Below are 24,892 nucleotides of genomic sequence, written 5' to 3' on the forward strand. Positions count from 1 at the left end.
CCGTTGTGACTCCATTTTTATCTCGTCCATTGCTCTCGCTGCCATTGCTATTTGGGCATAATTAAATGGTGATTGAACCTAGATTCTCGCTAGCTCGTCAGTTGTGTTAAGTTCATAATAACATATGACGTGTAAATGTAAACACGAAATGTGTTTTATGTTTTAAGCATATATTGCCACGCCTCGATGATCATCACCATAGCCAAGGTATCCAGCTCACAATACCGCAATAGACCGTTTCTTAATTCCAATCGTTCAAAATCACTCATATCCGTGAACTGTAATTTTGCATAGGCAATCGTTGCAGCACCACCTTCTTTTAAATCCTTACTTTCAAACAACAAGGGAGCATCTTCATCAGAGATATCTTTATTGATGGGCGGTAATAGATGATATGGGTCTTTGATTTTCTGATTTTCTTCGACTATCCAGATTTGATTAACAAAATTTTGGCTCGGAATGCCATTAACAGCTCCATAAATAGGTTGACTGTATTTTTCTTGAAGGTATTTTGAGCGGTTAAGAATTGCAGGAAATACCTCCTTTATGGAATTGGAACCATTGGTCAGTGGATCATAATAAAATCGTTTGATCAACTCTAAAATATCCACCATACAACGTGGGCCTTCCCATTTCTCTTTGCTTTCAGAAGGTGATTTTGTGATTGAACGGATAAAAGAACAGAGCATTTCTTTATCATTGGGTGGAACAGGCATTTTTTCCAGTTGATTACGAATAAAGTTGAGGTAAGTGTTTTCATGATTGCTGTATCGAAAAATTGTCCCCTCATCATTTTCCAATTCTCTTTTTAAATGTCGAATAAAATCGATTGTAGGATTAACGCCTGGCTCAGAATTAAGATATTCACCAACATGAGCAACATCGCCATTTTTATCCAATGTATGATGCGAATACTGGAAGGCAATGCCTTGATAAGGGTGAGCACCTTTATTGAAAGGAATGGGTAACATTGCTGTTTCAAAATCGATGAAGTGAAGCGGGTATTCCCATGAATTCATTTCAGCGTGCAGGTTATCTTTGTCAATCCAGACGCTATTATTCTGATTTTTAACTTTTTCTATTTGCAGCCATTGCCGTTGTGTTCTGGAAAGCCCTGCTTCATCCGGCTCTTTGATTTTTAAATCAGACTCATCGATATCTTTTAATTTAATTAGCCCATTACTAAAATATTTAGGTTTGTCTCGGCAGTCCCATAAATCAAATACAGTGGGGTCATTAAAGTCAGATTCTTTATATGCAAGCGCCTCTCGCCAGCATTCCTTAAAGCCAGAGAGCAAATTATTATCTGAACCAGTGGTTTTAAACTGGCAAGAACCGCACTCTTTTTTCGCTTTAGGTGGAAATTTCTGATCATTGAAATAAAGTTGGCTGAATTGAAGAAATTGGTCTTTTACCGTTTGCCCTTCATCATTCTTCTCTTGCCAGAGTAATTCAATATGGTAATCAACATTGATTTGTTTAAGAATTTTTACCGATAAATCCTCTTCAGTAACAGGCGCTGTGAGTATAACTTTAGCTTTTCCTTGTTTATCTTTTTGTACCAGGAATTTTTGATTCAAGCCATCAGTAGGGCATAAAGAATCCTTATCAACGAGCATTAAATAGCTGCTAATAGTGAAAGAGGGAAATAATTGTTTTAGAACCCATTTTTGAAAAGCGATATCAGCAATATAAGGGCGCCATTCTGAACTAACAGCACCTTTTTTCGTTGCCATTTTTGATTCATCTTTCTTACTGATTGACTTGGCTTTGACTTCAATTAATTTGATATGCCCAGGTCTTTTTTGCAGGATATCAGCACGTAGAAAATAACCCTGGTATTGAAACGACGCTTCAAATAAAGTCACTGCCTCTGTTTGAAACAAGTGCTGGGTCGTGGCAATGGCCTCTTTATTACTTGAGGCCGTTATTGGTATTCCATCAGGATAATAACATCTGGCCAATGCTTCGACTTGTGCGCCGCCTTCAGCTAATGCTTTTAAAAAAGAGTCTTCATCCTGCTTATTGGCATATTCATCTGGGCGATCGTAATACCAAAGCTTTGTTGGACATTCCAAGGCCAGTTTAAATTTTGATTTGGTTAAAAACTTTGCCATTTCCGTCCTTGTAATCGCCAGTTAGAATTGCTCCACTGTTAAGTGTAGCAAATTGATTTGTCAGAATAGTTTCGTAGCGCTATAAGCGTTTATTATCCTAGATAGAGCCTGGTGATCGAGATTCGCGAATGCCCAAGCAGGGTACTGAGTATTTCTCTCGCTGTCCTATCAATGATTTTTTCTTCTGAAGAAAGATCTTTGTAAGGTTTACCACCTTGAATGGGACACAATAATGGTGTTTTGGTAGGTGATAGATGGGCGGTTAATTCATGATATCGATTTTGAGCATAAGCATGGCGTAGACCATGAAGTTTATTAACCCCAAGTAGTTCAATTTGCTTTTGATAATGACTTAGATGGCTTTTGTAGGTCCTGTTCTCGGGTATCAATGAATGATGGGGCTTGATCGTTTTGGATGCTCTGTATAACCAGTCCTGTTGTGCTCGATTGGTGATTGGCAGCGTTCTGCCAATGCCCCCTTTCGTCCAGCTGGACTTAATGACCAGGGCATTTCCTTGCCAGGCTTCTGATACCACCAATTTCATTGATTCTTCTCGTCTGAGTCCAAATAAAGCCTGAGCTTCAAGTGATAAGCGTATATGTGGATCAGTGCATTTGTTTAAGTCGATATTAAATATAGCCTTGTTATGGGTAGGGATATAAGTTCGGCGGGGAATGTTGTAGTTGTCATTGTTTGCTTTAACCAGATTGGATTTACCAAGAATATTGGCCGTTTTACGCAGTTTGGCCATATAATTTTTAATGGTAGCTGGTTTTTTGCCTTGTGTTTTCCAGTGCTCTACCAATACATGAATATGTTTTGGCTTTAAGCCGTTCATATGTCCTATTTTATATCCCAGTTCATGCAAATCTTTCATGCAACGGTGCAGCATATGGCGCATATCTGCAAGACTTGCATGGGAATAATTGTCAATTTGATTGACGAACTTATTAACTGAGAAGTGAGCACTGCGGAGTTTATTGCTCATTGAGGTATCTCCACAAGCTGGTTCTGGATTTAAGTCCCATTTCATCCATGATTACCCAGTTTAATTTATATTGGCTCAGGGTTGATGATAGCTCCTGATTTAGCCACTTGGCGTAAAGGTAGCGCCAGGATTTTGATTGAGGAATTTTGGACTGGTTAAGGATTTTTCGTAAGTGAGATTTGATGCTTTGTTCACCATATATTTGCAATAGACTAGATGGTCCCTGCGTTAGTTCTTTTAGCGAATCAATAATGCTGGTCTGTACGTCATTACGATAAGGTATTATTCTGTCCTGACTGTTAAAGGTGATTTCTCGTGTCAGCCATAGATTGCTTTGTTGGGTGTGAATATTGGGTTTGATTCGTATGGCTTCGCTGTAAGTTAGGCCAAAATTAACTTGTAAAGCCAGAATAACGCGAATCAAAGGCTCTTCTATTTGCAGCCAAAAATCTTGAGTAATTTTTACTTTCTTTTTTTTCTTGAAATTGCGCACAATGCCTAATTGTCGATTGGTGAGAGTGGTTTGTTTATTGCCCATATCATTTAAAAATTTTCTGATGACGGTAAGATGATTCAGCATGGTCGCTGGTTTGATTTTTTGCTTGTGCCAATGATTGGCTAATTGTTTTAAATGATCATTATTGAATGATAACCAATCATTGGGGGTATTTTTGATGGTATAGATATCATGGGTGAGTTTTGAGATGACATGATTACGAAAACGGCGGGCTTTTAACCCACCATGGCGATTATTTTTGATATATTGCCTTGCTTCCTTTCTTAATGAATATTGCTGCATAATCTCACCTGAAAAAATTATTTGCCCTGACTTTGGTTTAGTGTTGGTCGAGCGGTTCACTCAAAGGCGACACCCAGCAAATGCTGCAAGGCTCGAAAAGCTGGCAAATCAGCTATTGAACGTCAAATCAATTTGCCGTTCGGTTTTTTCTGGTTTTTTCCTCCTTATTTATAAAAAAGTGACAGACACGACAAAGTCTAAGGCTTTATCCCGAATCCATAGATCAGATGAAATGATCGGTTACCGAATGGTAACGACTCCAGAACAGCTATTTCCCGACTGAACGTCCAGCCACAGGTTAGGGAAGGGGTGTGGCTTGAGTACTAGACCTTAAAGGTTTCGCCTGTTGTACAGGCTCATCAGTAGTACTTAGTTAAAAATTATCAAACTGGTGCAAGTTGGGCAAGGATTTTGGGGTATGGATTTGTTCCATCCCGCGGTGCGGGTTGGAACAAAAGGGCATAATGTGTTGATTTTACTGGGTAAAATCAAGGATGGTTTTCTGCGTCACTGCATATGATTTGCAGTGACGCAGGATATTAGAGTTAATGTCTATAATAAAGATAAACATTATTTATATGGTGAAATACATGGAAGTGTCTCAGAAAGATAGAAATCCGTTTGAATTAGTTATTGGGCTGGTTGGCGGTCTAGGAACAAATTTTGATAAAGTATATAAAGAATTAGAATCTGCATTCAAATCGGCTAATTGCTTAGTAAAAAAAATTAAGGTTACAAAATATCTGACCCTCCAAGAACAAGATAATGTTGATTTTTTAGATAATTTAGAACAAAAAATTAAAAAAATGAATGAGGCAAGAGAACAACTTCCTTACGGGATTGCATCTTACCTAGCCATTTTATTTATCCACAATGATAGAATTAAAAGAAGCGAAATAAAAAGTGACATTAAGAAGCCGGTTGTATACATAGTTGATTCCCTTAAGCACCCTGATGAATATCAAATATTTAGAGATGTTTATAGAAGAAATTTTGTACTTTTATCAGTATATGAATCAAAAGAATCACGAAAGGAAAATCTATTAAACCAGCAATTATATTCTATAACCAATAATCTATCCGAACTTCATCACGAACAAATCGAAGAACTTATGAATACTGATGAAAGTGAAGGAATTACGCATGGAAGAGATACTTTAAAAACTTATCATAAAGCACATTATTTTATCCATTCTGATTATTTAAACCAAGATATCGAAAGATTTGTAAATTTACTTTTTAATATCCCTTTTACAACTCCGTCTAAAGATGAAGTAGCCATGATGTATGCTTATGTTTCTTCTTTAAGATCTAGTGATATTTCACGACAAGTTGGAGCTGTCATTATTGATGATGATGGTAATATTATCGCAAGTGGCTGTAATGAGGTTCCAAAGTTTGGCGGAGGATTATATTGGGATAATATTAATCCTGATCTGAGGGATTGGAAAACTGTTGATTGTAATCGAGTACCTATTGGAGAGAAATTAAAACTCAAATCTTTCAAAAATTATTTGGTTAAAACGACTAAAAATCCTGAAAAATTGTCCAATAAAGAATTAAAACTGTTTGGTAAAAGCAACAGAACATATATTTTATACAATAACAAAATTTATTATGTAGATAAAAACGCTAATTTAATGTCTCTTATTATAAATAAACCATTAAATAACGATGAATTAGAAAAAATATTTCCCAAAGAAACAGATAAATTAAAGTTAGTATCGCTTGATGAATTTCGTAAATTTGAAGAATTTACAGGATATAATTTTATTAGCAATTACAACGATGATTCTCTAGAGTATATTAGGGCTGTACACGCTGAAGAAGCAGCGATTTGTGATGCTGCTAAAAGAGGAGTCTCAATTAAAAATACCACATTATATACAACAACTTTTCCTTGTCACTTATGCACTAAACATATAATAGCTGCTGGAATCCATACAGTTGTTTATATTGAACCTTACCCTAAAAGTATGGCTGAAGATTTATTCGAAAATATGGTTAAAGATAAAGCTTCTATTGATGATTTAAATATGGTTAAATTTTATCCTTTTCGTGGGGTTTCACCGAAAAGGTATAAGTATATTTTTTCAAAATCTAAACTTGATAGACGCGACAGGGTACATACCGAGAGAATTATAAGTTGGAATTTAAGTGATTCAGAACCTATTTATTTATCACATTCAACCCCTTTAGCTTATTTTTGGGTTGAAAAGGTATATATTGATTTCATTTTGGATAAGTTAAGGAAAGTTTTTGATATTGATAATCTTTTATGTCAAATGTCAACGAAAAAACTTCAAAAGCTATTTGATAATTATATTGAGATTTATGGTTCATTTGAATGTCCTGATTCAAAAAAAAAATGATAAATATCGAGACTCATGATTTGTTTATTGGCAAAGGGATTCTGATTTTATACAAATCTCCACCATTTACCAAAATAAAAGCCTGTCCTTTTGGCAAAGAAACAATATCCTCGACCCCAATAATAGGTACAGATAACGTTTGAACACGATCCTCATTAGTTGTATTAAAATAAACTCCATCATCCCCATGAGGGGTATCATTAACCATGGAGACCTGGGTATGACCAATCACGCCAACTTGGGGCAGTACTTTTACCAGTAAATTAGCCGTCTCCTCATTTTTCACTCGAAGCATGATCAACGTATTAAAATTTCCTTCTGACACATCAGCTTTGGCGCGTGATCCAAGTGCAACTTCCATATCCTGAATAGTCTGTGCGTAAGCCGTGACCTGAAATCCAGCGCCACCAGATTTATTAAGGATTTTAACGAAAGAATCCTGGATGATTTCTGATAGCTCATCGCAATGCAGATTTAGGGTGTATTTGGCATTTTCTTCTTTATAGATTTTCCCTGCTGTTGAGACCAGATCAGATAAAAAAGCTTTGCCGACTGCTTGAGCAATATTAGGATTGGTTAGACTATCAAGGCCAATGTAGAGGATTTTTTTATTTTTAATTATGTCCATTAGCTCTATGTCTTGTGGTTTTGATTTGGATGATAGGATTTTTGAGGCGTTACTTTTGTTAATTTCTGATAACACAGGTCCCACGCTGGCGGTGATTTTGTCGTAGTAGTTTTTATCCATAACTGCCGCGTCAAATAGGTCTATTAGGATTTGGTCGTGCAGACTTTCTGTATTGCCGTTTTTAATTGTTTTATTGATGTGGTTTTTGACGTACTGGATAACAGCTTGGTGGCGTTCCATTGGTGCTTTGGTTTTGTTGTTTTTACCGATTTTGCTGTTGTGTTCTTCGATGATTTGTTCGATTTGTTGGTCATAATCTGGGTAATGGTTAGGAAGAATATTATCGGCGTAGGTCATGAGTAACTGGTCTAGCCGGCTGATATAGAAAGCTATGGATTGATAGGTGATTTCCTGCTGCATTTCTTCAAGACAAATGGCAACGATGTTGACGTATTTCCAGGCAAATGCTGCGAACTGTTTGCCTTCGCCTTCCGCTGCAATGGCATCAGTGATTCTGGTAGCCACTTCTGAGACTTGGTGGTAGTTTTTCAGTGGGTTGTAATGGGCCGACTGTTCTGGAAAACCTAGATGAACCATGTGAAAATCATCGCTTCTACCTGAGACAAGGGCAGCTGCTTTCATATCTCTTACCAAGTCTTGATCACCTTTTGGATCAACTGCAATAACGGCATCGCCATTGCGGATGTCCTGGTTAATTAGAATGCTGGCAAGTCTGGTCTTACCTACCCTGGTTGTTCCGACAACGAAGGTATGGCCTACTCGAACATCCTGTGGAATGTATACAGGTTTATCTTCTTCACCAACGCCATGCAGGAAAGGGCTACCGCCAACCGGTGGATCAGGGCGAAATGGATTGAGTTTTGAGCGGCTGTTTAGCCACTTTGCCAGCTTGGTTTGCTCATGGTTTCGACAAAAACCTCTGATGGTTTGATAAACCTTTCCTCGTTGCATGAATTGCTCATTTTTGACTTGTTTGATTTGGTGTAGCTTTTGGGTATGGCTTGGTTTCCAGCGAAAGCCTTTGCCGATGAATAACCAGTTTTTTGATAATGGTATTTCTGTGGTTGATAAGGCATAGGTGGGCATGGCAAGTAATCTCCGGTGATAGCGTTTGACTTTGATGGCCTGCCATGCCCGATACAACCCTGGAACTAATAAGGTGATGGCTGCATAGGTTGCCATATGTTCGGTGAGCAAGAAGAAATGCGGCTGGTTGTAAGCTAATATTGCCAGAGTAAAACACGTTAATGCAGACCAGGCTTCTGTGGGTTCACGTAACAAATTATTAATGGGATAGTCTTTCATGGTTAACTCCATAACATCAAAACATCGATTAAGATGAAGGTAAAGATTAGATACCATCGGGATTGGCTGATTTTTTTAATCTGAGCGTCAGTGAGTTGATGATGTTGAGATATTTTTTTTATTAGAATAGGCCAGATAAAAAATAGCCCAAGATAAAACAGGCCATGCCAAATTAAAAACCACGGTTGATTGGCTTTTAAATAATCCTGTAAATAATTAAATGTTTGAGAATTGATAAACCATGGGGTGATTATTAATAGTGCAATGATTGGTAATATGGTTTGTATGAGTACTATAATGGACGAACGTATATAATTTTTTTTCATAAGGATAACTCCAAATGCGAAAGGTATTTCGATTGTTGGGTGTGGTTCTTGATGCCATAACTGACATCATGGATGAAAAGCCAAAACGTCAATATATTCCGGTTTATGAGGCCAGAGAAAAGTTTGAGAAGGGCATGATTAGTATGCGTGAGTACAATGAAACCTTTGAAAATAACAATGGTATTTAATTGACTCATCGAATCATTCCCGAAGCAACTTTAATCCCTGTTTTTGCTGTAGTCATACCTGACTGGCTAAGTTGATCACTCTGTTTTTCAGAGCCGCTGACCATATCCATTAAACCTGCGCCAGCATCACTGCCAAAGTGACTGGATAATCTTAGTAAAAGCACAGGGGCAACAAAATAAAACATCACCGCCATATTTTTCATGGCTGAAATCGCTTCATTCTCACCAAGTGGATCCAAGACCGACCGCTCAACAAAGCCAACCAGGTGCCAGAGGTATTGCAGAAAAATACTCATCACAAATAGACCACAAAGGCTGCCAAGTGCTCTGGGGCTATAGCTGCTCAGTGAAAGGATGATTGGGGTTAAGATAATTAGAAAGAACATGAAAAATGCCTGCATGACCGGCAGGGTCTGCATAATGGATTCCCGCTTCAGTGGTGTTAAAGTCCACGACTTAGCCCATTGACCGACATTGACCAGGCTATTGGTGATGGCACTGCCGACATGGCCATTGTTGTTGTCCATTACGTTTCTGACGGAGTTGAGCTGCATATCTTTGCTGTCGTTAATCAACATTTTTGCGATGTAATCTTCTGCAGAAATATCTGCCTTCCAGGCTTTCGGATGTTTGAGCTTGTATTGCCGGACTCTTTCAATCATTGCGTAATAGTTCAAATGCTTATTAAAGAAGCTGGCTTTGTTGGCAACATCAACCAGATCCGTTTTGATTTTATTCCACCATTGCTGGCAACTGGGATAGCCTTCTTCAGGTAATTGCTCTTGCGATAGGTCGCCGCGATTGGCTGCTTTTTGCAGGTTAGGATTCGGAGCCTGATTAAAGGTAAATCCTTTGACTGGATGACGGGCATGGATTTTGGCGTAATACAATTGCTGCAGGATTTTCGACCCCATCCATTTGAGATCATCTTCACCACCATAGCGTTTTAATAAAGCATTTAATTCGCTTTGTTCATGCTTATCACTATTAAATTGCGTTCTGGCTTCAATAAAGCATTGTCTGTGAAAATCTAAAGCTTGTTCACGCACATCATGAGGTAAATAGGTAGATACCAAATCGCCTTCAATGGATTGCAGGCTATCAGTACAGCCTGTGACTTTCATAAGACTGTAGGTAAAGCTCGACATAAAATTCTGAATGATGGCAAAACCGATGGGGATTTTGACCTGGTGGGTTAAAACATCTGCAAATGCTTCATCATAGGTTGTGCCAGTATCGCCGAAGGTGGCTGTTGATTGTGATTTCAGACCGCATAACGGTTTAAACTGCAGTGCTTTGGTTTCCAGTGGAACGCAGGGGTAGACAAATATCCCGCAGATTAAAACGGTAATAGCTAATTCATAGAGGAAATGATTTAGGGCATGCTCCACCGCAAAAAATGCACCAGCTGGCACCAGTACATTTTTTAAAAAGCGATAGCCGACTGCCAGAAATCCAAGATATAACAATCCTGTTTGCCACAAAGCATTGAAGATGATTTCATATTGCTGCCAGCCAAGGTAGGTGGTGTATAACGAAAGTGGATTGAAGACGATCATATCAGGCCCCTTTTTGTTCTTTTACATAGACTGCACCATTTTTCACAGCGGGTTGCTCATGGTCCTGGCCAGGCATGCTTGCGCCTTGGGCTTGATGACGGATGTCCATGATCATAGTCAGAGTGTCAGTCATCATTTTTTTGCGCACTTCATTTTCAAATGCCAATGAATGGATATCATCATCGAGTTTTTTTAAGGCAAAACGCACCATGTTCAAGGCGGGTTTTAAGTTTTGCACTTCCTGGACCTGAAGGCCGGCTTGTAGGATTCGTCTCATCATTAAGGCTTTATCCAGCATATTTTGAACGGCAATTTCTTCGGCTAGCTTGGATACGGTGAGCAGTTGTTCTTCTCTGGGTAAGTGTTGGATGGTTAGGATGATTTCATCGGTGATCAGCAAATTGGAAGCACTGACTTTATGAAGATTTTCTTCGGTTAATGCCCAGCTGCCATTGACCAGATTCCAGAGTGCTTTGGCAATATTTTGACTGCAGGTGTTGGCATTAGCGCAGCTTTGCAGTAAGGCTGATAAACCCATACCGGCTTTGGCGTCATGGTTTTCTTTGGTGTCACTGCTGCTGACGTGAATATCGCCTAATACTTTAACTGCCCAATTCGCCGCATCATTAGGAGTAGCCCAGGTCTTTGTCATGGGTGTTTTCTCATACGGCTTGGTTGTTGAATCAAGTGGTTTGCGTTCCAATAAGATGTTATATCCGGCAATTACCACATCGTTGATTACTTTAATTGGCCGTTGAAATTTACCGCCGGCATTACCTTTATCACTGCCTATCCAGGGCAGACCGTATTCATCCCTTTTTTGGGCAATACTTTTTGAGGTTTCGGTGACATCAACATTTTCCTTTTTGGCTCGCTTGGCTGCATCAAGCCAGCCCTGGCTGTCGGACACCGAAAGCATACTTTCAACAGGAGACTGATTTTGCTCTAAAGCCTCTTTAACCTGCTGGCAGTCTTTGACTTTGAGGGAAAACTCGTTCTGAGCACTGGATGCTGTATTTTGCAGAACATTGTATAAGGCAGGCATGGCTTGTTGCAGTTTATACAGAGGGTAGCCTGCAACAGAGCCTTTTAAGTTGCTAATCACACCAGCTGGGATATTGAGCGAGGATTTTTTTAAATCCTGCATGGTATTGGTAATCGATACCACGGGATTAAATCCACTACAGGAAAAGCCCATGCGCCCATCGATGTCTGCACCAATTTTTAGAGTTTGGTCTTTGTTGATGGGAGGTACAAACAAGTTGGATGCACCGCCTAATTGATAATAGTAATCGGATTGGCTGGGCATAAAGCCACTGGCAAAAAGGCTTGTTGGAATTAGTGTGGTTAACAGGATTATTTTTTTCATATGATACCCCTAGCGTTTTTGTGGTTGCCCCACTTTAGGAAAGGTTAGAAAGCGAATCAGTTTGCCATGGTGTTGCACGCATCCTCTGTATTTGCGCCAGACAACAAAGACATAATTGCCGTTGCCGTTCTTGTCATCTTCAATCCCGAAGTCATTTGGATCACCTGGATGGAAGGTGCGATTGTTTGGGTAGACTTCCTGCCAGATGACTTTCTTGTTATTTGGATCAAAGATGCCATTGGCGACAACACAGTTTTGACCGCAACTGTTGCTGGTAGATTTGGTGACATGAAGCGGGTTTTGATTAGTCACGATATCAACCGCGTGCATGGCAGCGACAACTGAAGCGCGGAAGTTATAAGGCTGAGTCACTCGCATGAGTCTTGGAATTTCAGTACCCCAGATATGTGTTGCAGTGCCGATATCATGGCTGATCAACAGTTGTGGATGAGATGCTATATACACCAACTCGGCTGCTTCGGTTCTATCCATCACTGCATCAAGCTCAGATAGATAATATGGCATACCAAAGCTGGTTTCCGATTTCAGGGATAAAAATGGGAAGCGGTAAAAGGCAGCGGGGCTGCCAATCACATCAACGACTCGGGTGCGCTCATCATTACCATGCAAACTGGTTGTTTGGCTGCTGTCATTGCCAAAACCTAAATCCATACCGGTAGCAAGTTTGTAGGCTTGTTGGTAAGCGTGCCTATTGGCTTTGTTTTCATACAAAGCTCGTGCCTCAATCCAGGGATTTTCTTCCGGTTTATTACTCACAGTGACAATGAGGTCAGGCAAGAATTGTTCAACTGCAGCGGTAACTGATATTTTGGGTGGATAATGACCATGACGCCAGGCACAAGAACCAATGATTTTATAATGTGAATTATGGAATATCTTTGATATGACTCTGCCGGCAATGGTAAAGGTGTTCACTGGATGAGGTGGCATGGTGCTTTCAATCGCATGTGCTGTATTAATCATAAAAATAAGCCCCAGGATCATCATTAACTTTGGGCTGTTCCAGTTTTTCTGCCATAATCTCAGCGGCTTTGAGTACGTCATAATCTTTCTCCAACTGGCCTCTCATTACTTTTTCGCTTTTTTCATTCATTAACAGGGCAAGGAGATAACGAGGCGGTATGACTCGGAATAAACCTTGATAACGGGAGCCTAAAAGTACCGCTTCTGCATAGAGTCCTTTCTGTGAATCAATGTCTCGAATCAAGGCTTCCTGCTGTGGTGTCAGGTGCTTAAATTGTTTGATGTCTTTAAGTTCATTTTCATCAAGGCCCAAGACAATCCAGGTTTCCATTAAGGACAAAATCTTGGTTGCCTTGGCAGACCGCATGTCGGCCACGTTCTGGGTGACAGGAATTAGCCATAAGCCAAGCTTTCTCGCCACTTTGGCAATAAGCAGGGCGCAGGACACAATGACATCAATTTCAAATTGGATATGTGCCTCATCGATGATTAAAAACATGGGTCGGTCATCGTTTTGCGTGCGTTCTGCCATGGCGAGAATTCGGGGCAGGAGTGACACCATTACCAGGGCAAGCTTGCCCTTATCATCCTTGATGGCTGAAATATCGATATGGAAAATATCAAAGTCATCGAGAGGCTCTGTCGGCACATTAAAAAAGCGCGATTTGGAATTGTTGATGACATAGCTTTTTAACCTATCTGCCATATCCTGCAGACGTTCTTTTTTCTTTGAAACGGTTTCCTTTTTGATGCGCTGTTCAAAAGAGGCAAGCACATGTTCAGTGAGCATTTGCGGGATATTTTCTTTAGCACAGGTAACGATGGCATCGCTTAAAATTTCAATGAGCAGCGTTTCATCAGCAAGCGTGAAGCCTTGTTCTTCTTTTTCATTGGCCTCAGTAATCATGGTTCTTAAGGCCAATGTCAACTCAGCCAGATAAGAGCGGGACTCATCTTCACAGCTAAGCTCTGCCTGGCTGGCCGGAAGGGAGCGTTCTTTTTTCAACTGCTCTAATAACTCTAATGCATGGTTGGATTGCTCGCTGATTTCAGGTATTGCTTTGTAGGCATCGCAAAAGGGATTTAAGGGAACCGCTTTGTCTTTTTGATTGGACAGCATGAGCTGTTTGGTTTTTAGCCCATGCTTTTGGCAATGGGTTAAGATGCGGTCAAAGGAATTACCCATTTCAAATAAGACAATACGGGCGTTTTTCATCGCCAGTAACGATTGCACCATCCAGCCGGTTAATACCGATTTACCGCCACCGGAATTGGCAAAGATGGCGCAATGGGAGTTTTGCGATACAAAATCATGATGCAATAAGTCAAAAAAGACAGGCTCGCCTAAGCGGTTAAAAAAGGTGAAGCATGGCAGGTGCCTTGCGCCCTGGTTGCGGCCATAAACCGGTAAAAGGGATGCCAGTTCTGAGGCATACATCAGGCGGTCATAACACAGATACTGCCTGGCATAATGCGGTATAAAATTAAAAGGCAGGGCGTTGAGATAGGAATTTAAGGGATGTATATCAAAACGGGATTCAATCAAAGGCATTTTGGCTTCAATGAAGATATCCTGCAGCCGTTTTTCAATCTCTGCAGCTTCTTCATCATCCTTTGCCCGATAAAAGACTGCCTGGTTAACCCAGAATAAACGGTTTCCCATGGCCAACTCATTGCGCGCCGTTTTAATATCTTCTCGGACCTGCGTTGGCTTCAAACTGGTGCCGACAATGCCTTTTTCCAATCGGGTTAAATGGGCATCCAGTGAGGCATCATGCGAGAATACGACTTGTATGGTATAGATGCTGCCTTCGGGCAAGGTATCTAATAAGGCATAGCGGTGCTTGGGATTGGATTGCGCTCTTTCGCGTGAAATAAGGCCAATTTCTGGTGCTTCTTTTAAGCCATCAACATATAAAATACGGTGTTTCTGGCCGTTAAAAATAAAGCCTTTGTCATCGCTTTCAGGTAGTGAGAAAAAAATATTTTGCGCCAGATTAAAACCTGCGGGTTTTGTTGCAGGATAGGGAAACTGCTTTAACAGTGTTTCCGCATCAAGAGGATTAAACCAGCGCACCCACCACTGATAATAGTCTTTGCCAGATAGGCGTTTTAATTGTAATCCTGGTGAGCGAAGTTTCGATTCAATCTGCGCGATTACCTCCTGGTGTTCCTTGAAAGCGGTTTGCCGGTCTGGGGTAGATTCATGCAGCAGCCGATAAAATAAAACCCGAATACGCCTTCTTCTGCCGCGGTAGGGTTGGCCTGTTTTGGGGTCAACAAATAACCCTTGTGGCCGACTCATCTTTTTAAATAAATCCTGCAGCCTTTGTAGGTAATCTTGAGTTATTTGAGTGTTAATGAGTTTGTCATCAACATGACTTTTAATATGGTCAATCACAGGCTCAAGGCTGTAATCATCCTGAACAAACATTTGCATTACCCAGGGATCGGTTTGATGAAGTGGCACGACTGAGGCAAAAGTATCCCGCACTTTATTAAAAACCGCTTGCAAATATTCAGGTGCTGCGGCTTCTGCTGGAATATCGCCTAATTCAAAACCGGAGCCCAGGCTTTTGCCATCGGCAAATAAAAAGATATTATGCTCATCATTAAAGTCAGCGATGGCGAGTTTGTCGGCAAAAGAGGGCAGAGGATTGGCAAAACGTTTTTTGACATCCTTTTTAAATTCAGACTTGGGATTTTGTTCCCCTAACAGCCAGCTAACAATCTTTTTCATGGTCCACCTCAATACAGTTCTGAGACAAGCGCATACTGGTTTTGCTTATAGAGAAAAAAGCGTGTGTCATAATCAGGCTTTATGATTTGCTCATCACCGATTTGGGCGACATGGGCAAAGACATGAATCGGCACTTCTGGATTAGGTAATGCTTTAAACTGCTGCTCCTGATGGTTCAGTGAAACTGGTTTTGCTATTCGCCTGGGCAGCGGTTGTGATTGATTAAGCTGATACAGCTGACTAACCGTTAAGCCTTGTTCTGGAATGGTGCCATGCTGAACCTTAGCGGTTGAACAGGCGCATAACCCCAGGCTAACGCAAAGCGTTATCCATGTGTTTTTGAGTTTGATGACCATAATCTAATACCCTCCCGTTGTGTTCTTTATCGATAGCGATGGTTTGATTAAAGTGCAGACTTAATTGATTGGGAATAAACCGGTTTTGTACTTTGAGACTCGCGGGTACGAAGACCATATCAAAGCTGCCTTGGATGCGTTTTTCCATCCAATCGGTAATTTTCTGGCTGCCTTCGTTTAAGGCGCCACCTGCAGCAAAATGCCCAAGCTCGCCAGTTGGGGTGGCAATGGCATTGCTACCTTCAGCCTGATAGGTTAACTGCCATTTGGATAAGGCATTGCCGGCACCTTGAATCCCGCCGGCTGCCATAAAGGACGTTAAAACTTGCGGTGCATTAGTGATGTACTGGCCTTTAATGCATGGATTGCCATATTGGGTGGTCAGATAGCCGATGCTGTCATTGTTAATCATCTCGGCAGAATTTTTCATTTGTTCCTGGCCTACGGTGACAAAATGGCCATCATCAAAAACAAATAAGGCAGAAGTGACATAAGCACGTACACAGCTGATGTTATCGAGGAATGAGCCGACACCAATGCTAAACCCCATCACTTTCATGCCAATGATTTCATCGGGTAATTGCATGCCGTTGGCAGTCATTAAATCACCACGAGAGACCATGGCAGAGAAAGGAAACAAGGGTTGCATGAGCTTGCCTTCAACGGGTACTTCACCTATTAAGGCCGATAGCAAAGTGACTTTACTGAAATCACTGCCGGCAGGGATGGTATAAAATGGCGTTGCTTTGGGAGCTTCTTCTTTTTCTTTTTGCCCATCCCATAAAGTGAGTTCTTTATGTTCAACAACCGGCTTGTCTAATAACCCATCCAGGTCTTTGATTTGCGTTGTTTCAACTTTTCCTTCCAGTGGATAAGCATTGGTTTTGCTTTCGGCAATGGAGGCAATTTGTTCTTTTAGAGCCAGAAGTTCTTCTTTGAGTTTATGGCTGACATCCTCTTTCGGCTGTTGAAGCTTATTGTGCAGTGTTTTATTTTCCTGTTGCATGTGTTCCAGACGCTTTTCTGTTTCCTGAAGGCGGGCTGAAACATCGCGGATATTGTCATTAAACTGGCTGGCAATGGCTTCGTTAAAATTGTTGGTGTTTTTTTCTGGCTCTATGGCAGGCGGGCGGCTTTTGCTGTTAAAGAGAATCAGGATGGCTACCAGGGCAACAGCGCCCGCCAGAATTTTAATGCCGCGGTTTTTATTCATCGGCTATACCTCGCATGCTGATTTAAGGCTTCATGAAATGGCTTATCGGAGACTAAAAAAACGGTGGTGCTTTCATGCCTGTTTCTGGCGGGTAGGCGATTAGCCGGATAAAAGCTTGCTGTTTGCCAGTGACCAATCAGGTTTTCGGGTTTCAATCTGATGGGTTTATTAAGCAGGTTTTTCAACTCAACGGCTGTGACATGCAATGAACCGCCCCGCCAGGAAGCAATGGGATGCGCTTCAATGCTGGCACCATAAAATAAAGGAATGGTTTGATGCGTTTGCATCGGTGTGCGGTAAACGCCGTTTGGAATCTGTTGTACTCGCTCAGGGGCATATAAAGCCTGAATAGCAAAACGGGTCAGCTGGATGGCGTTATATTCATAATGACTGTTGCTAGTTTTTCCTTCTCGCTTAGGGTCGTCAGTCAGGATTTCGATGGGTGTGGTGTTATTGAATTGCATATCTGCTTTCAGATTTAAAATGATGACTTCACCATCTGGAATCAACTGCACAATAATCCTGGCGTTTTTGAAATTGTCTTGCGCTTTGAGATAGAGGCTGCCTTTGACTTTGAGAATATCCAGTGCAGGGCTTAGGTTTTGGTCAATAATTTTAATAGCTTTAGGGAATTGAATCAGGCGTTCCTGCATCAACGGTAATTCAATATTCAAAGGGACTTTTTCCCACACCATATGTTCGCTTTGCAGGGCATAGCTTAAATTGATAAAGCAAAGCCACATACTTAATATTTTAATCATTCGCATGGACATCCTCCGCTTGAACCAGTAAATCTTTGACTAGTGTTTCAGGCTGGGTGTAGCCATCAAGTGCCAGCTGGAATGGGTTATGCAGTCGGGATAAGTTGAGCTTGACCACGCGCAGATGGTAGACCACGACTTTATCGGCAATGACCATGGGCGAGTTGTCTTTTAGCCGTTGGGTGATTCTTAAAACCAGCTTCACTTCCCAGCTGTTGGGGCCAATTCGTTTGATATCATCGGCTTCCATAAAGCGATAAAGACTTGCCACTTGTGCACGGTTAAAGAGTTGTGCGTTCTTATAGGCTGATAAAGTTTGTTCGAGCAATTGCTCATGGCGAGAAGTGAAATAATAATGAAAGGCTTTCAGGTTGCGGTTAAATTCATCTTTGCCATTGGCTTGCCAGCTATATAAAGTTGGCATAAGCGATGTGACAAACCCCTGTACATATTCATTAGGGATATCATGGGCCTTCATTAAGCCGCCATTGGCCGCCATGCTTGGACTGAGCCAGAATTCATAACGCTTGGGCATGGAAAATAAAGTCATAATTAAGGCCAAAACGATGGTGGTTAATACACCGATAAAAGCCAGCAATAAGCGGTTATGGTGGTGCAGGCTGTCGATTTTCTTCCAGTAGTTAAACATGACTTCCTCCTACTGATTTGTTCTTGTTCCACTGTCCTTGGTAATGAATCCAGGGAGAGCGTTTGAGCCTTAATCGCACCAATAACTGGATAGCCTTTTTAGTGACATAGCCATAAGGCTTGTCCGCTTTGATGCGAGCAATGCTTTTGGGCCATACGCTAATTGCCAGAATGAATCCAACAATAAAGCCCACACAGCCGCTGGCTATAGGGAAGTCAATTAGGCATCCCAGTATGATAAACACCATGGTAGCCAGTGGTGTTGTAGTCACGACAATCCAAAATAACTCCCGCAGACTTAAACCTTTCCAGGCAGGGAAGTCATGGGATAAATGGCGCGATGAAGGCTGACTCATAACTTCACCTCCTTAGATTTTGAATTTAGTAATCATCGAATAACCGACATAGCCAGAAGCGATACTGATGGCGAGATAAGTAATGCCCATGACAGCAAAAGTACCGAAGGCAACCATCGAACCTTCGTTTTTTTTCGATTCCTCAATGCCATGCTGAACCGTGGTAATGAATTTAATGAAAGTGACTACAGCGGTGATAAAAAGTAATAATCCCAAGCCCTGTTTGACGTAATTTCCTGTTACTGACATCATATTTTTTGATCCATCGCCAATGTTGTCGGCATCGGAAATCTTGGGAAACCAGGCATCGGCTGCAAACATCGCGGGTGCGTAAAACAGACTGATTAAGCTTAAATAGACTGAGCGTGTGATCGTTTTCATAGTTATCCCCTGACATAAAGCAATAAAATAAACACCATCAGGCCAATGATCAGCCTGATGAGACGAGAGCCCAGACGCACTAAAAATCCATCCTTTTCTTTTTCTTCTGAGCCTAAGAAGTGGTTCACAGACCACATGACCGCAAGTATCACCATTGAGATAGCAATAAAGCGGATACTGCTGGAAAAGACATTTACCGAAACTCCCTGGCTTGACTGCTGAAAACTGGCAGCAAACAGTTTTGCGATTTCGTCTTTACTCATTAGGGCTTTCTCACAAAATCGTTGTTTAAAGGCTTAATCTTGCGAGGCGCAATGACAGGTTGGTTGATATAATCAATCAAGCCATTGCGAATCATTAATAAATCTTCTCGAACGCCGGCATGCTGTTGGCCTTCGTTATCCGTAAAGCTTTTGAGATGCAGCTGAATACGGGCATTGGGATTGAGTTCAGTTTGCGCTTCATCCAGTAAAGGCATAATGGCATTAATCTGATTTATGATGCGGACCAGCGTTTCATTGAGGTTTGCATCGTTTGCATGAGCTGTGATACTTATAAAAACCAGTACTGCTAATAAGATTCGTTTCATAACTTCCCCTTATAAATATTTCTTAAATCGACTGGCGGTCATTGCTACCATTAGTGCCAGCATTAGGCTGACGGGTATAAATACATAAGCCGGTGTAATGCTGATGGGCACGGCAAGCCAGACCATCAACACGATCACCAGCCCTTTTTTGAAGTAATGGTTTAAACGGTGAAAAACATAGGATGACTCACGCCCGAGGCAGGCTGTGCGGATGGCCCTTTGATTTAAACCATCAACTAATCCCGCAATCATTGCCAAAGTGAATAAGGGCATGGCTGCAAAGAGAATCATAAGTTTGATTAACATGCATTGACTGGCGAGCCACATCAGTTTTATAAATTGTTGTGCTTTTATGACCAAATCAGCGGTTATTTCGTTAAAGGAAAGTTTGGTTAGATAGGGATGATCCAGTGATAACTGAAAACGGGGTTCCAAAGGCAGGGCTGATAATAATGATCCTCGATATACTGGATTGATTGCTTGTCTTTGATGGTTTACCAGTGAGCTTACATTATTGAAAGCCATGTCATAGCCATGCAATGCCCATTGACCAATGGCCCATATGAGCAAACATAGCCAGCCCAAAAAGACCACCAGGGCAAGGTGCAAGGTCAGTCTTCTGGAATATTGTTTTACTACTGCCATATTTCCCCCTCAGCAATGACAATGGGGTAATGACTGACACCGATTAATTGCATCAAAGGATCAACATTGACTGGCAATAGGGGTAACTGGCATTGTTCCTGTAATTGAATGATGGCCTCAAAATCATCTACGTTGGTGATAAACCCAATAGCCTGCATGTCCTGTAATTGTTTTTGATGTTGAGCCAACCACTGTTTTGAAAGACGGTCAGCACCAATCACAAATAAAGCGTTATGAAATACAGTGGTATCAACTTTCTTGGCATCTACCTTACCGAAGGTGGCTTTGCTTTTAGCTGGCACACCAATGGGACTGGATAAGTCCAGCTGACTGGATGTTTCAGAGTGGCCAAGCGTTAAAGGAATCACCTGCAGGCTAAAGGCTTTAAACGCAATCAGCATCAGAAACAAAACACGCATCGTTAAAACCTCCCCATATCGACAAAGTGCGAGGCTTTGCCATTGGATAACAGCAGGAGTGGTGTTTGTTTTTTAGGAATGGTTAATGCTTCATATTGCTGTTTGCCATCGTGCAATGTAATTTGCTGAGAATTGACTAAAGCTCGTGGAAGCTGCTGGCGGTTAGCCCAAAGCTGGATGGCATCTGAATCCATATCAACAAAAAGCAGGTTTAATTGGGTATTGGGTGTGCGGCTAACGCTATCTATGAGCTGCATTAAAATGGTTTTTACGGCATCTTCGGCCTTGATAAACAGATACAGCCGTTCGCCTGATTTCAACTGAATCGGCTGGTGGGCATAAGGCGAATAGGGGGATGGGTCAAAATCGCCAACCACCGGCACATCTTTAAAAAGCCTGTTATACGCCTGATAAAAAGCATTATTCCAAGTGATATTCTGCGCCACTTTCTGCGCTTCTTGAATGGCAGCAAGTTCTGCAAAATGTTCCCGTTCTGCATCATTGCGGGCATTCAGTCCCAAAATATCAATGGGACTCATGCGAAGCCCCTGGTAATACAAGCCGCTTCGGCTTTGCATTAACTGGACGTAACGTTTTTCTTCAGCTTCGGTTAATTGCCAGACCTTGGCTTCATGTTTCTGGGCATCAGAGAGTTCAAAGTCTTTCTCATCAACCACTTCATCCTGAATTTCAGTTACGCCCGCTCTGGCCAGTGCGTTATCTGCAGTTTTAAGAGAGGAAGTAGTAATGCCTGGAATGGAAAGACCGGCAAAGGCAGTGGAGCTAAGGAACAATCCTAAAGTCAAAGGCATTAAGTTAGCCATGCGCCACCTCATTGGATTTCAGTGTAAGGGTGACATGAGCCTTGTCTGCATTCTCAAATTCAATAAACTGGCTCGCAAAATCAATTTGGATGACCGTCCAGCCAGCTAAAGAATCGCCTTTTTCAAGAGCCTTTGTTTTATAGTCATAAAGAACGGAGGCAACACTGACATCCTGAATACTGTCAATGCTCAACACTTGAAAGGGCAGACTGCTTGCAGGCAAGGTTTTGATGGGATGCTTTTGATCATCTAATCGAGTCAGTAGTTCTGCAATACAGTCCAGCTGCTTTTTAATCTCAACTTGTCCTGTTGAAAAAAGTTCACCTAACTGATGATCATCTTTGTTTTGCAGCTGTTGAATGAATTGACCCAACTGTTTAAGGTTATGGTTAATCGGCGTTAAATCGGGTTCTTTCACAGGTTGTCTTAATTTAGACTCAATAGCTGACAATCGATTTTCTAAAAAAGATAAATCCTGAACCTGAGTCTTCACCGCTTGGCTTTTAAAACAAACAACTAAAACCACCAGTGCATTGAGTAAAACCAGAAATAACCATTTGCTATCCAGATAAGCTCTCATCCTTTCCTCCTTCCAGTCAGAGTGAAATTCACTTCGCGTAATAAGTCATCGTGTTTAAGGGAAAACAGATTTTGTCCAACCAACACGGTTAAGCCATCTTCAATAGATAAAGGTCCAAGGTTACGATCCACTTGAGGCAGAGGTTGTTTGAGTATTTGCTTCAAGTGAGGACTTTGTTTTTCAGCTGGCACTAAGTGATAGCCTGAGTAGGAAATCCAATGATTAACAGCATCACCTATCGTTTGAATTGACGATGGGAAATGGATTTGCTGTATGGATTTCAGTGGATTAACTTGGGCTGGCAGCGGCTTATTGTTGACGGTTGCGTAACGACTTACTTGAGTGACATTGACTGCCAGTGCTTGAAAATGAATTAATGATAAAGCTAAACAAAATAAAATTTTACACATACACACCTCCGCCGGCGTGAGCCGGCATTATTTATTTGATGGATTCTGCTAGACCTTTGGAGTTCGTTGGTTTACCCTGATTTCTGTAAAATATTTCTTCTCGAACAATGTCAATTTGCTTAGAAGCGGTAAAGCCTAAGTGCACTTGGCCTCCTTGGACTTTGATGACTTTGATTTGTATCTGTCCTTTATCGATAAAAATGCTTTGGTCTTTGGTTCTGCTTAATATCAGCATGGTTGAACTCCTTGTTTTATAAATGGGTTAATGCAGCTTTCATCATGTTGATGTGATGCTTTGCCACTTCTGGTGATGGTTTTTTTATGGGTTCAGACACCATTGTTGTGAGTTGCTTGCGTGCTACTTTTTCCTTACAGCAAGCAATATACTCAGGAATGCTGGGGGGAAATCGATGTTTTTCACGAAATTGGAGTAATGCTTCTTTGACAATGGCATTATTGAAAGGCTTTAAACCTTCCGACCATTCTTTTTTTGCAAAATAAATGGTTCGTTCATCATTGAAATTATTGACCCATAAATGACCATAAATGGCAGCAAAGCGGATAAAAAGCGTATCAATCCGCTTGTCATAGCTTGCGTTTTCGTCCGAATTGGATGACGTTTTCTGATCTTGGGGATTCTTCTTCAAAGTCGAAGCTTGCTTCTCCACAGGATTCGCTGAGAATGTCTGCTGAAGTTTTGCGCTGACGATTTGATCGGCTCTTTGCATTTTGGCGCTCCTTTGTATCTAGGGTTTCAATTTCTTCTAACCAGCATTGCTGCAATAGCCAGTTGGCAGGGTATTTCCATTTGGGTACCCAATGACCTGCAGCAACAAATTCGTGGTGGTTTTTGATCTGTGCCTGAAGGGCTGTAATAATTTGCTTGAATAAATCTTCAGAGGGATTGAGTTTTACAAACACATCAAATGCTTGCCCTCGGTTTTTTCTCTGTGGATAAAGATTCCAAAATTTTTCAAATTGGTCGCGCACATACACACAATTATTTTTTGAGTTATGAGGTATGTCGGCTTTTGCATTGAGACCTATGTCGCTTTTTTGATAAGAGTTACCATAACTATAAGATTTTTTTTTATTTTTGAATGCCGGCTTTGTGTCGGCTTGAGATGTCGGGATAGTGTCGGGTTTATTTTGGATAGAAGAATGCCCTTCCGCTAAAAGGCATTTTAAAACAAGATGTTTACTGTCTGAATGAATCTCAATTAAACCTACTCGTTCAAGGCTTTTAATGACACGGCGAAGTTGTTGTTTTGACGGCGAGCCAGATTGAATACCAGGATGTGGTTCAATATATAGAGCTTCAGCAAGTGATTGATAGCTAATTCGTCTCTTGATACCCACAAAGCCAGTTTTACGGTCCATGAAAGGGCGGACACCAATTAAGTAGGTGGATTGTTGGATATAAGGCAATCCGATCAAGGCAGATAACTCCCGTGTATTTACAAATAAAAAGTCCATCTAAAACAAACACCTTAATAAATTATTTACACGACTCGATAATTGAGATAGCATTATTCCAATTCGAATCATTGAATAAAAAACACAAAACGTTGTTTTAAGATTTGATAATAAATCATATCGTGTTTATGTCAATGGTTTTTTGAAAATGAATGGACGAATGATATGAACATCAAAGAAAAAATTGGCAATCGCATTAAAGAATCCAGAAAAGCAGCTGGATTAACCATTAAAGAACTAGCAGAAAAAACCAATGATCTTTCCCCCGCAAGAATTGGAAACTGGGAGCAAGGTACAAGAAGCCCTGGCCCTGTTGAGGCAAAGATTTTAGCTGATCATTTGAATGTCTCAGCATCCTATCTTCTTTGTTTAACCAATAATCCACAGGGTGAGTTAACTCGGAATGCTAACTTTGGTATGCGCCATATCCCTGTTTTGAGCATGAAGGATGCACATCATTATAAAGAAATACTGGATGCGTCTGATTATAGTCATGAAAGAACGATTGTTATCGACAGTTTTAACAAGGCTTTAAATGCTGAGAAATTATTTGCTTTGGTAGTTGAGGACAATAGTATGGAACCCAAAATTCCTGCTGGTTCAATTGTCGTGATTAATGGTGGACAATCTCCTAATCCTGGTGATTATGTGTTGGCATATCTAGGTTCTAAAAGGCAAACTGTTCTTCGAAAGTATGGTGAATCTGATGGTTGCTTGTTTCAGTTGTTGGCTGAAAATGATTTATGGGCTGCGGTATCGGTGAAAGAAGAGGGCGACGTTACTATTTTCGGTGTTGTATCAGAAATAAGACAGTATTCATAGAAATTGAAATATCAT

General features: G+C 41.0%; 27 protein-coding genes. 3 read left to right on the top strand and 24 right to left on the bottom strand.

Features of this window, described 5'->3' with window-relative positions; translation table 11 throughout:
- Window positions 1–155: 155 nt before the first annotated feature.
- The 3 genes from Llon_RS00005 to Llon_RS00015 form a co-directional block, all read right to left on the bottom strand.
- Entirely contained in the window at window positions 156–2,117 is a 1,962-nt protein-coding gene (locus Llon_RS00005) for a DUF2779 domain-containing protein (protein ID WP_058528028.1), read from the bottom strand.
- Window positions 2,118–2,209: 92 nt separating this feature from the next.
- Entirely contained in the window at window positions 2,210–3,106 is an 897-nt protein-coding gene (locus Llon_RS00010; protein ID WP_058528029.1) for a phage integrase N-terminal domain-containing protein, read from the bottom strand.
- Complete coding sequence (locus Llon_RS00015; protein WP_058528030.1) at window positions 3,096–3,905, bottom strand: hypothetical protein; 810 nt, start codon at window positions 3,903–3,905, stop codon at window positions 3,096–3,098. The genes Llon_RS00010 and Llon_RS00015 overlap by 11 nt, the downstream gene beginning before the upstream one ends.
- Window positions 3,906–4,453: 548 nt before the next feature.
- On the opposite strand from Llon_RS00015, the gene Llon_RS00020 reads away from it, so the two are divergent.
- On the top strand, window positions 4,454–6,277 hold the full coding sequence (locus Llon_RS00020) for a deaminase (RefSeq protein WP_115336884.1): 1,824 nt from the start codon (window positions 4,454–4,456) through the stop codon (window positions 6,275–6,277).
- A gap of 13 nt (window positions 6,278–6,290) precedes the next feature.
- On the opposite strand, the gene traD is transcribed toward Llon_RS00020, so the two are convergent.
- On the bottom strand, window positions 6,291–8,231 hold the full coding sequence (gene traD / locus Llon_RS00025) for a type IV conjugative transfer system coupling protein TraD (protein ID WP_058528032.1): 1,941 nt from the start codon (window positions 8,229–8,231) through the stop codon (window positions 6,291–6,293).
- Between the two features lie 340 nt (window positions 8,232–8,571).
- Here traD and Llon_RS11575 point away from each other — a divergent pair, with 340 nt between their 5' ends.
- On the top strand, window positions 8,572–8,745 hold the full coding sequence (locus Llon_RS11575) for a hypothetical protein (RefSeq protein WP_165474512.1): 174 nt from the start codon (window positions 8,572–8,574) through the stop codon (window positions 8,743–8,745).
- A 5-nt stretch (window positions 8,746–8,750) separates the two neighbouring features.
- Here Llon_RS11575 and Llon_RS00035 read toward each other — a convergent pair whose 3' ends face one another.
- Genes Llon_RS00035 through Llon_RS00130 form a run of 20 tightly spaced genes read right to left on the bottom strand, consistent with a single transcriptional unit; the run spans window position 8,751 to window position 24,055 of the window.
- A complete protein-coding gene (locus Llon_RS00035) occupies window positions 8,751–10,304 on the bottom strand; it encodes a conjugal transfer protein TraG N-terminal domain-containing protein (protein WP_058528034.1) in 1,554 nt (517 codons plus the stop codon).
- A gap of 1 nt (window position 10,305) precedes the next feature.
- Window positions 10,306–11,673 carry an integrating conjugative element protein gene (locus Llon_RS00040; RefSeq protein WP_058528035.1) on the bottom strand — a complete coding sequence of 456 codons (1,368 nt, stop codon included), beginning with the start codon at window positions 11,671–11,673 and terminating at the stop codon, window positions 10,306–10,308.
- A gap of 9 nt (window positions 11,674–11,682) precedes the next feature.
- The gene (locus Llon_RS00045; RefSeq protein WP_412754098.1) at window positions 11,683–12,678 is read right to left on the bottom strand and encodes a TIGR03756 family integrating conjugative element protein; all 996 of its coding nucleotides are present in this window, start codon (window positions 12,676–12,678) and stop codon (window positions 11,683–11,685) included.
- Window positions 12,650–15,397 carry a conjugative transfer ATPase gene (locus tag Llon_RS00050; RefSeq protein ID WP_058528036.1) on the bottom strand — a complete coding sequence of 916 codons (2,748 nt, stop codon included), beginning with the start codon at window positions 15,395–15,397 and terminating at the stop codon, window positions 12,650–12,652. Before Llon_RS00050 ends, Llon_RS00045 begins: the two co-directional genes overlap by 29 nt.
- An 8-nt stretch (window positions 15,398–15,405) precedes the next feature.
- Entirely contained in the window at window positions 15,406–15,753 is a 348-nt protein-coding gene (locus tag Llon_RS00055; RefSeq protein WP_058528037.1) for a hypothetical protein, read from the bottom strand.
- A complete protein-coding gene (locus Llon_RS00060; RefSeq protein WP_058528038.1) occupies window positions 15,710–16,966 on the bottom strand; it encodes a TIGR03752 family integrating conjugative element protein in 1,257 nt (418 codons plus the stop codon). Before Llon_RS00060 ends, Llon_RS00055 begins: the two co-directional genes overlap by 44 nt.
- Window positions 16,963–17,733 carry a TIGR03749 family integrating conjugative element protein gene (locus Llon_RS00065; protein WP_058528039.1) on the bottom strand — a complete coding sequence of 257 codons (771 nt, stop codon included), beginning with the start codon at window positions 17,731–17,733 and terminating at the stop codon, window positions 16,963–16,965. The genes Llon_RS00060 and Llon_RS00065 overlap by 4 nt, the downstream gene beginning before the upstream one ends.
- Window positions 17,720–18,376: a DUF2895 family protein gene (locus tag Llon_RS00070; protein WP_058528040.1), complete on the bottom strand. Its 657-nt coding sequence runs from the start codon at window positions 18,374–18,376 to the stop codon at window positions 17,720–17,722. The genes Llon_RS00065 and Llon_RS00070 overlap by 14 nt, the downstream gene beginning before the upstream one ends.
- Window positions 18,369–18,731, bottom strand: a complete 363-nt coding sequence (locus Llon_RS00075) for a TIGR03750 family conjugal transfer protein (protein WP_058500860.1) — start codon at window positions 18,729–18,731, stop codon at window positions 18,369–18,371. Before Llon_RS00075 ends, Llon_RS00070 begins: the two co-directional genes overlap by 8 nt.
- Before the next feature lie 12 nt (window positions 18,732–18,743).
- Window positions 18,744–19,112 carry a hypothetical protein gene (locus Llon_RS00080; RefSeq protein WP_058528041.1) on the bottom strand — a complete coding sequence of 123 codons (369 nt, stop codon included), beginning with the start codon at window positions 19,110–19,112 and terminating at the stop codon, window positions 18,744–18,746.
- A gap of 2 nt (window positions 19,113–19,114) precedes the next feature.
- Complete coding sequence (locus tag Llon_RS00085) at window positions 19,115–19,375, bottom strand: hypothetical protein (RefSeq protein ID WP_058528042.1); 261 nt, start codon at window positions 19,373–19,375, stop codon at window positions 19,115–19,117.
- Window positions 19,375–19,701: an RAQPRD family integrative conjugative element protein gene (locus tag Llon_RS00090; RefSeq protein ID WP_058528043.1), complete on the bottom strand. Its 327-nt coding sequence runs from the start codon at window positions 19,699–19,701 to the stop codon at window positions 19,375–19,377. The genes Llon_RS00085 and Llon_RS00090 overlap by 1 nt, the downstream gene beginning before the upstream one ends.
- 9 nt (window positions 19,702–19,710) lie before the next feature.
- Window positions 19,711–20,346 carry a TIGR03747 family integrating conjugative element membrane protein gene (locus tag Llon_RS00095; protein ID WP_058528044.1) on the bottom strand — a complete coding sequence of 212 codons (636 nt, stop codon included), beginning with the start codon at window positions 20,344–20,346 and terminating at the stop codon, window positions 19,711–19,713.
- Complete coding sequence (locus Llon_RS00100) at window positions 20,337–20,765, bottom strand: PFL_4695 family integrating conjugative element protein (protein ID WP_058528045.1); 429 nt, start codon at window positions 20,763–20,765, stop codon at window positions 20,337–20,339. Before Llon_RS00100 ends, Llon_RS00095 begins: the two co-directional genes overlap by 10 nt.
- A gap of 2 nt (window positions 20,766–20,767) precedes the next feature.
- Window positions 20,768–21,589 carry a TIGR03759 family integrating conjugative element protein gene (locus tag Llon_RS00105; RefSeq protein WP_058528046.1) on the bottom strand — a complete coding sequence of 274 codons (822 nt, stop codon included), beginning with the start codon at window positions 21,587–21,589 and terminating at the stop codon, window positions 20,768–20,770.
- Window positions 21,582–22,169 (bottom strand): hypothetical protein, encoded by a 588-nt coding sequence (locus Llon_RS00110; RefSeq protein WP_058528047.1) that lies wholly within the window; start codon window positions 22,167–22,169, stop codon window positions 21,582–21,584. The genes Llon_RS00105 and Llon_RS00110 overlap by 8 nt, the downstream gene beginning before the upstream one ends.
- Window positions 22,166–22,579 carry a PFGI-1 class ICE element type IV pilus protein PilL2 gene (pilL2, locus tag Llon_RS00115; protein WP_058528048.1) on the bottom strand — a complete coding sequence of 138 codons (414 nt, stop codon included), beginning with the start codon at window positions 22,577–22,579 and terminating at the stop codon, window positions 22,166–22,168. Before pilL2 ends, Llon_RS00110 begins: the two co-directional genes overlap by 4 nt.
- A 31-nt stretch (window positions 22,580–22,610) precedes the next feature.
- Entirely contained in the window at window positions 22,611–22,814 is a 204-nt protein-coding gene (locus tag Llon_RS00120) for a carbon storage regulator (RefSeq protein ID WP_058528049.1), read from the bottom strand.
- Window positions 22,815–22,830: 16 nt separating this feature from the next.
- The gene (locus tag Llon_RS00125; RefSeq protein WP_058528050.1) at window positions 22,831–23,226 is read right to left on the bottom strand and encodes a hypothetical protein; all 396 of its coding nucleotides are present in this window, start codon (window positions 23,224–23,226) and stop codon (window positions 22,831–22,833) included.
- Window positions 23,165–24,055, bottom strand: a complete 891-nt coding sequence (locus Llon_RS00130; protein WP_058528051.1) for a hypothetical protein — start codon at window positions 24,053–24,055, stop codon at window positions 23,165–23,167. Before Llon_RS00130 ends, Llon_RS00125 begins: the two co-directional genes overlap by 62 nt.
- A gap of 165 nt (window positions 24,056–24,220) precedes the next feature.
- Between Llon_RS00130 and Llon_RS00135 the strand changes: the two genes are divergently transcribed.
- Complete coding sequence (locus Llon_RS00135; RefSeq protein ID WP_058528052.1) at window positions 24,221–24,877, top strand: helix-turn-helix domain-containing protein; 657 nt, start codon at window positions 24,221–24,223, stop codon at window positions 24,875–24,877.
- Window positions 24,878–24,892 lie beyond the last annotated feature (15 nt).

Source organism: Legionella londiniensis (assembly GCF_001467825.1).
Classification (GTDB): Bacteria; Pseudomonadota; Gammaproteobacteria; order Legionellales; family Legionellaceae; genus Legionella_A; species Legionella_A londiniensis.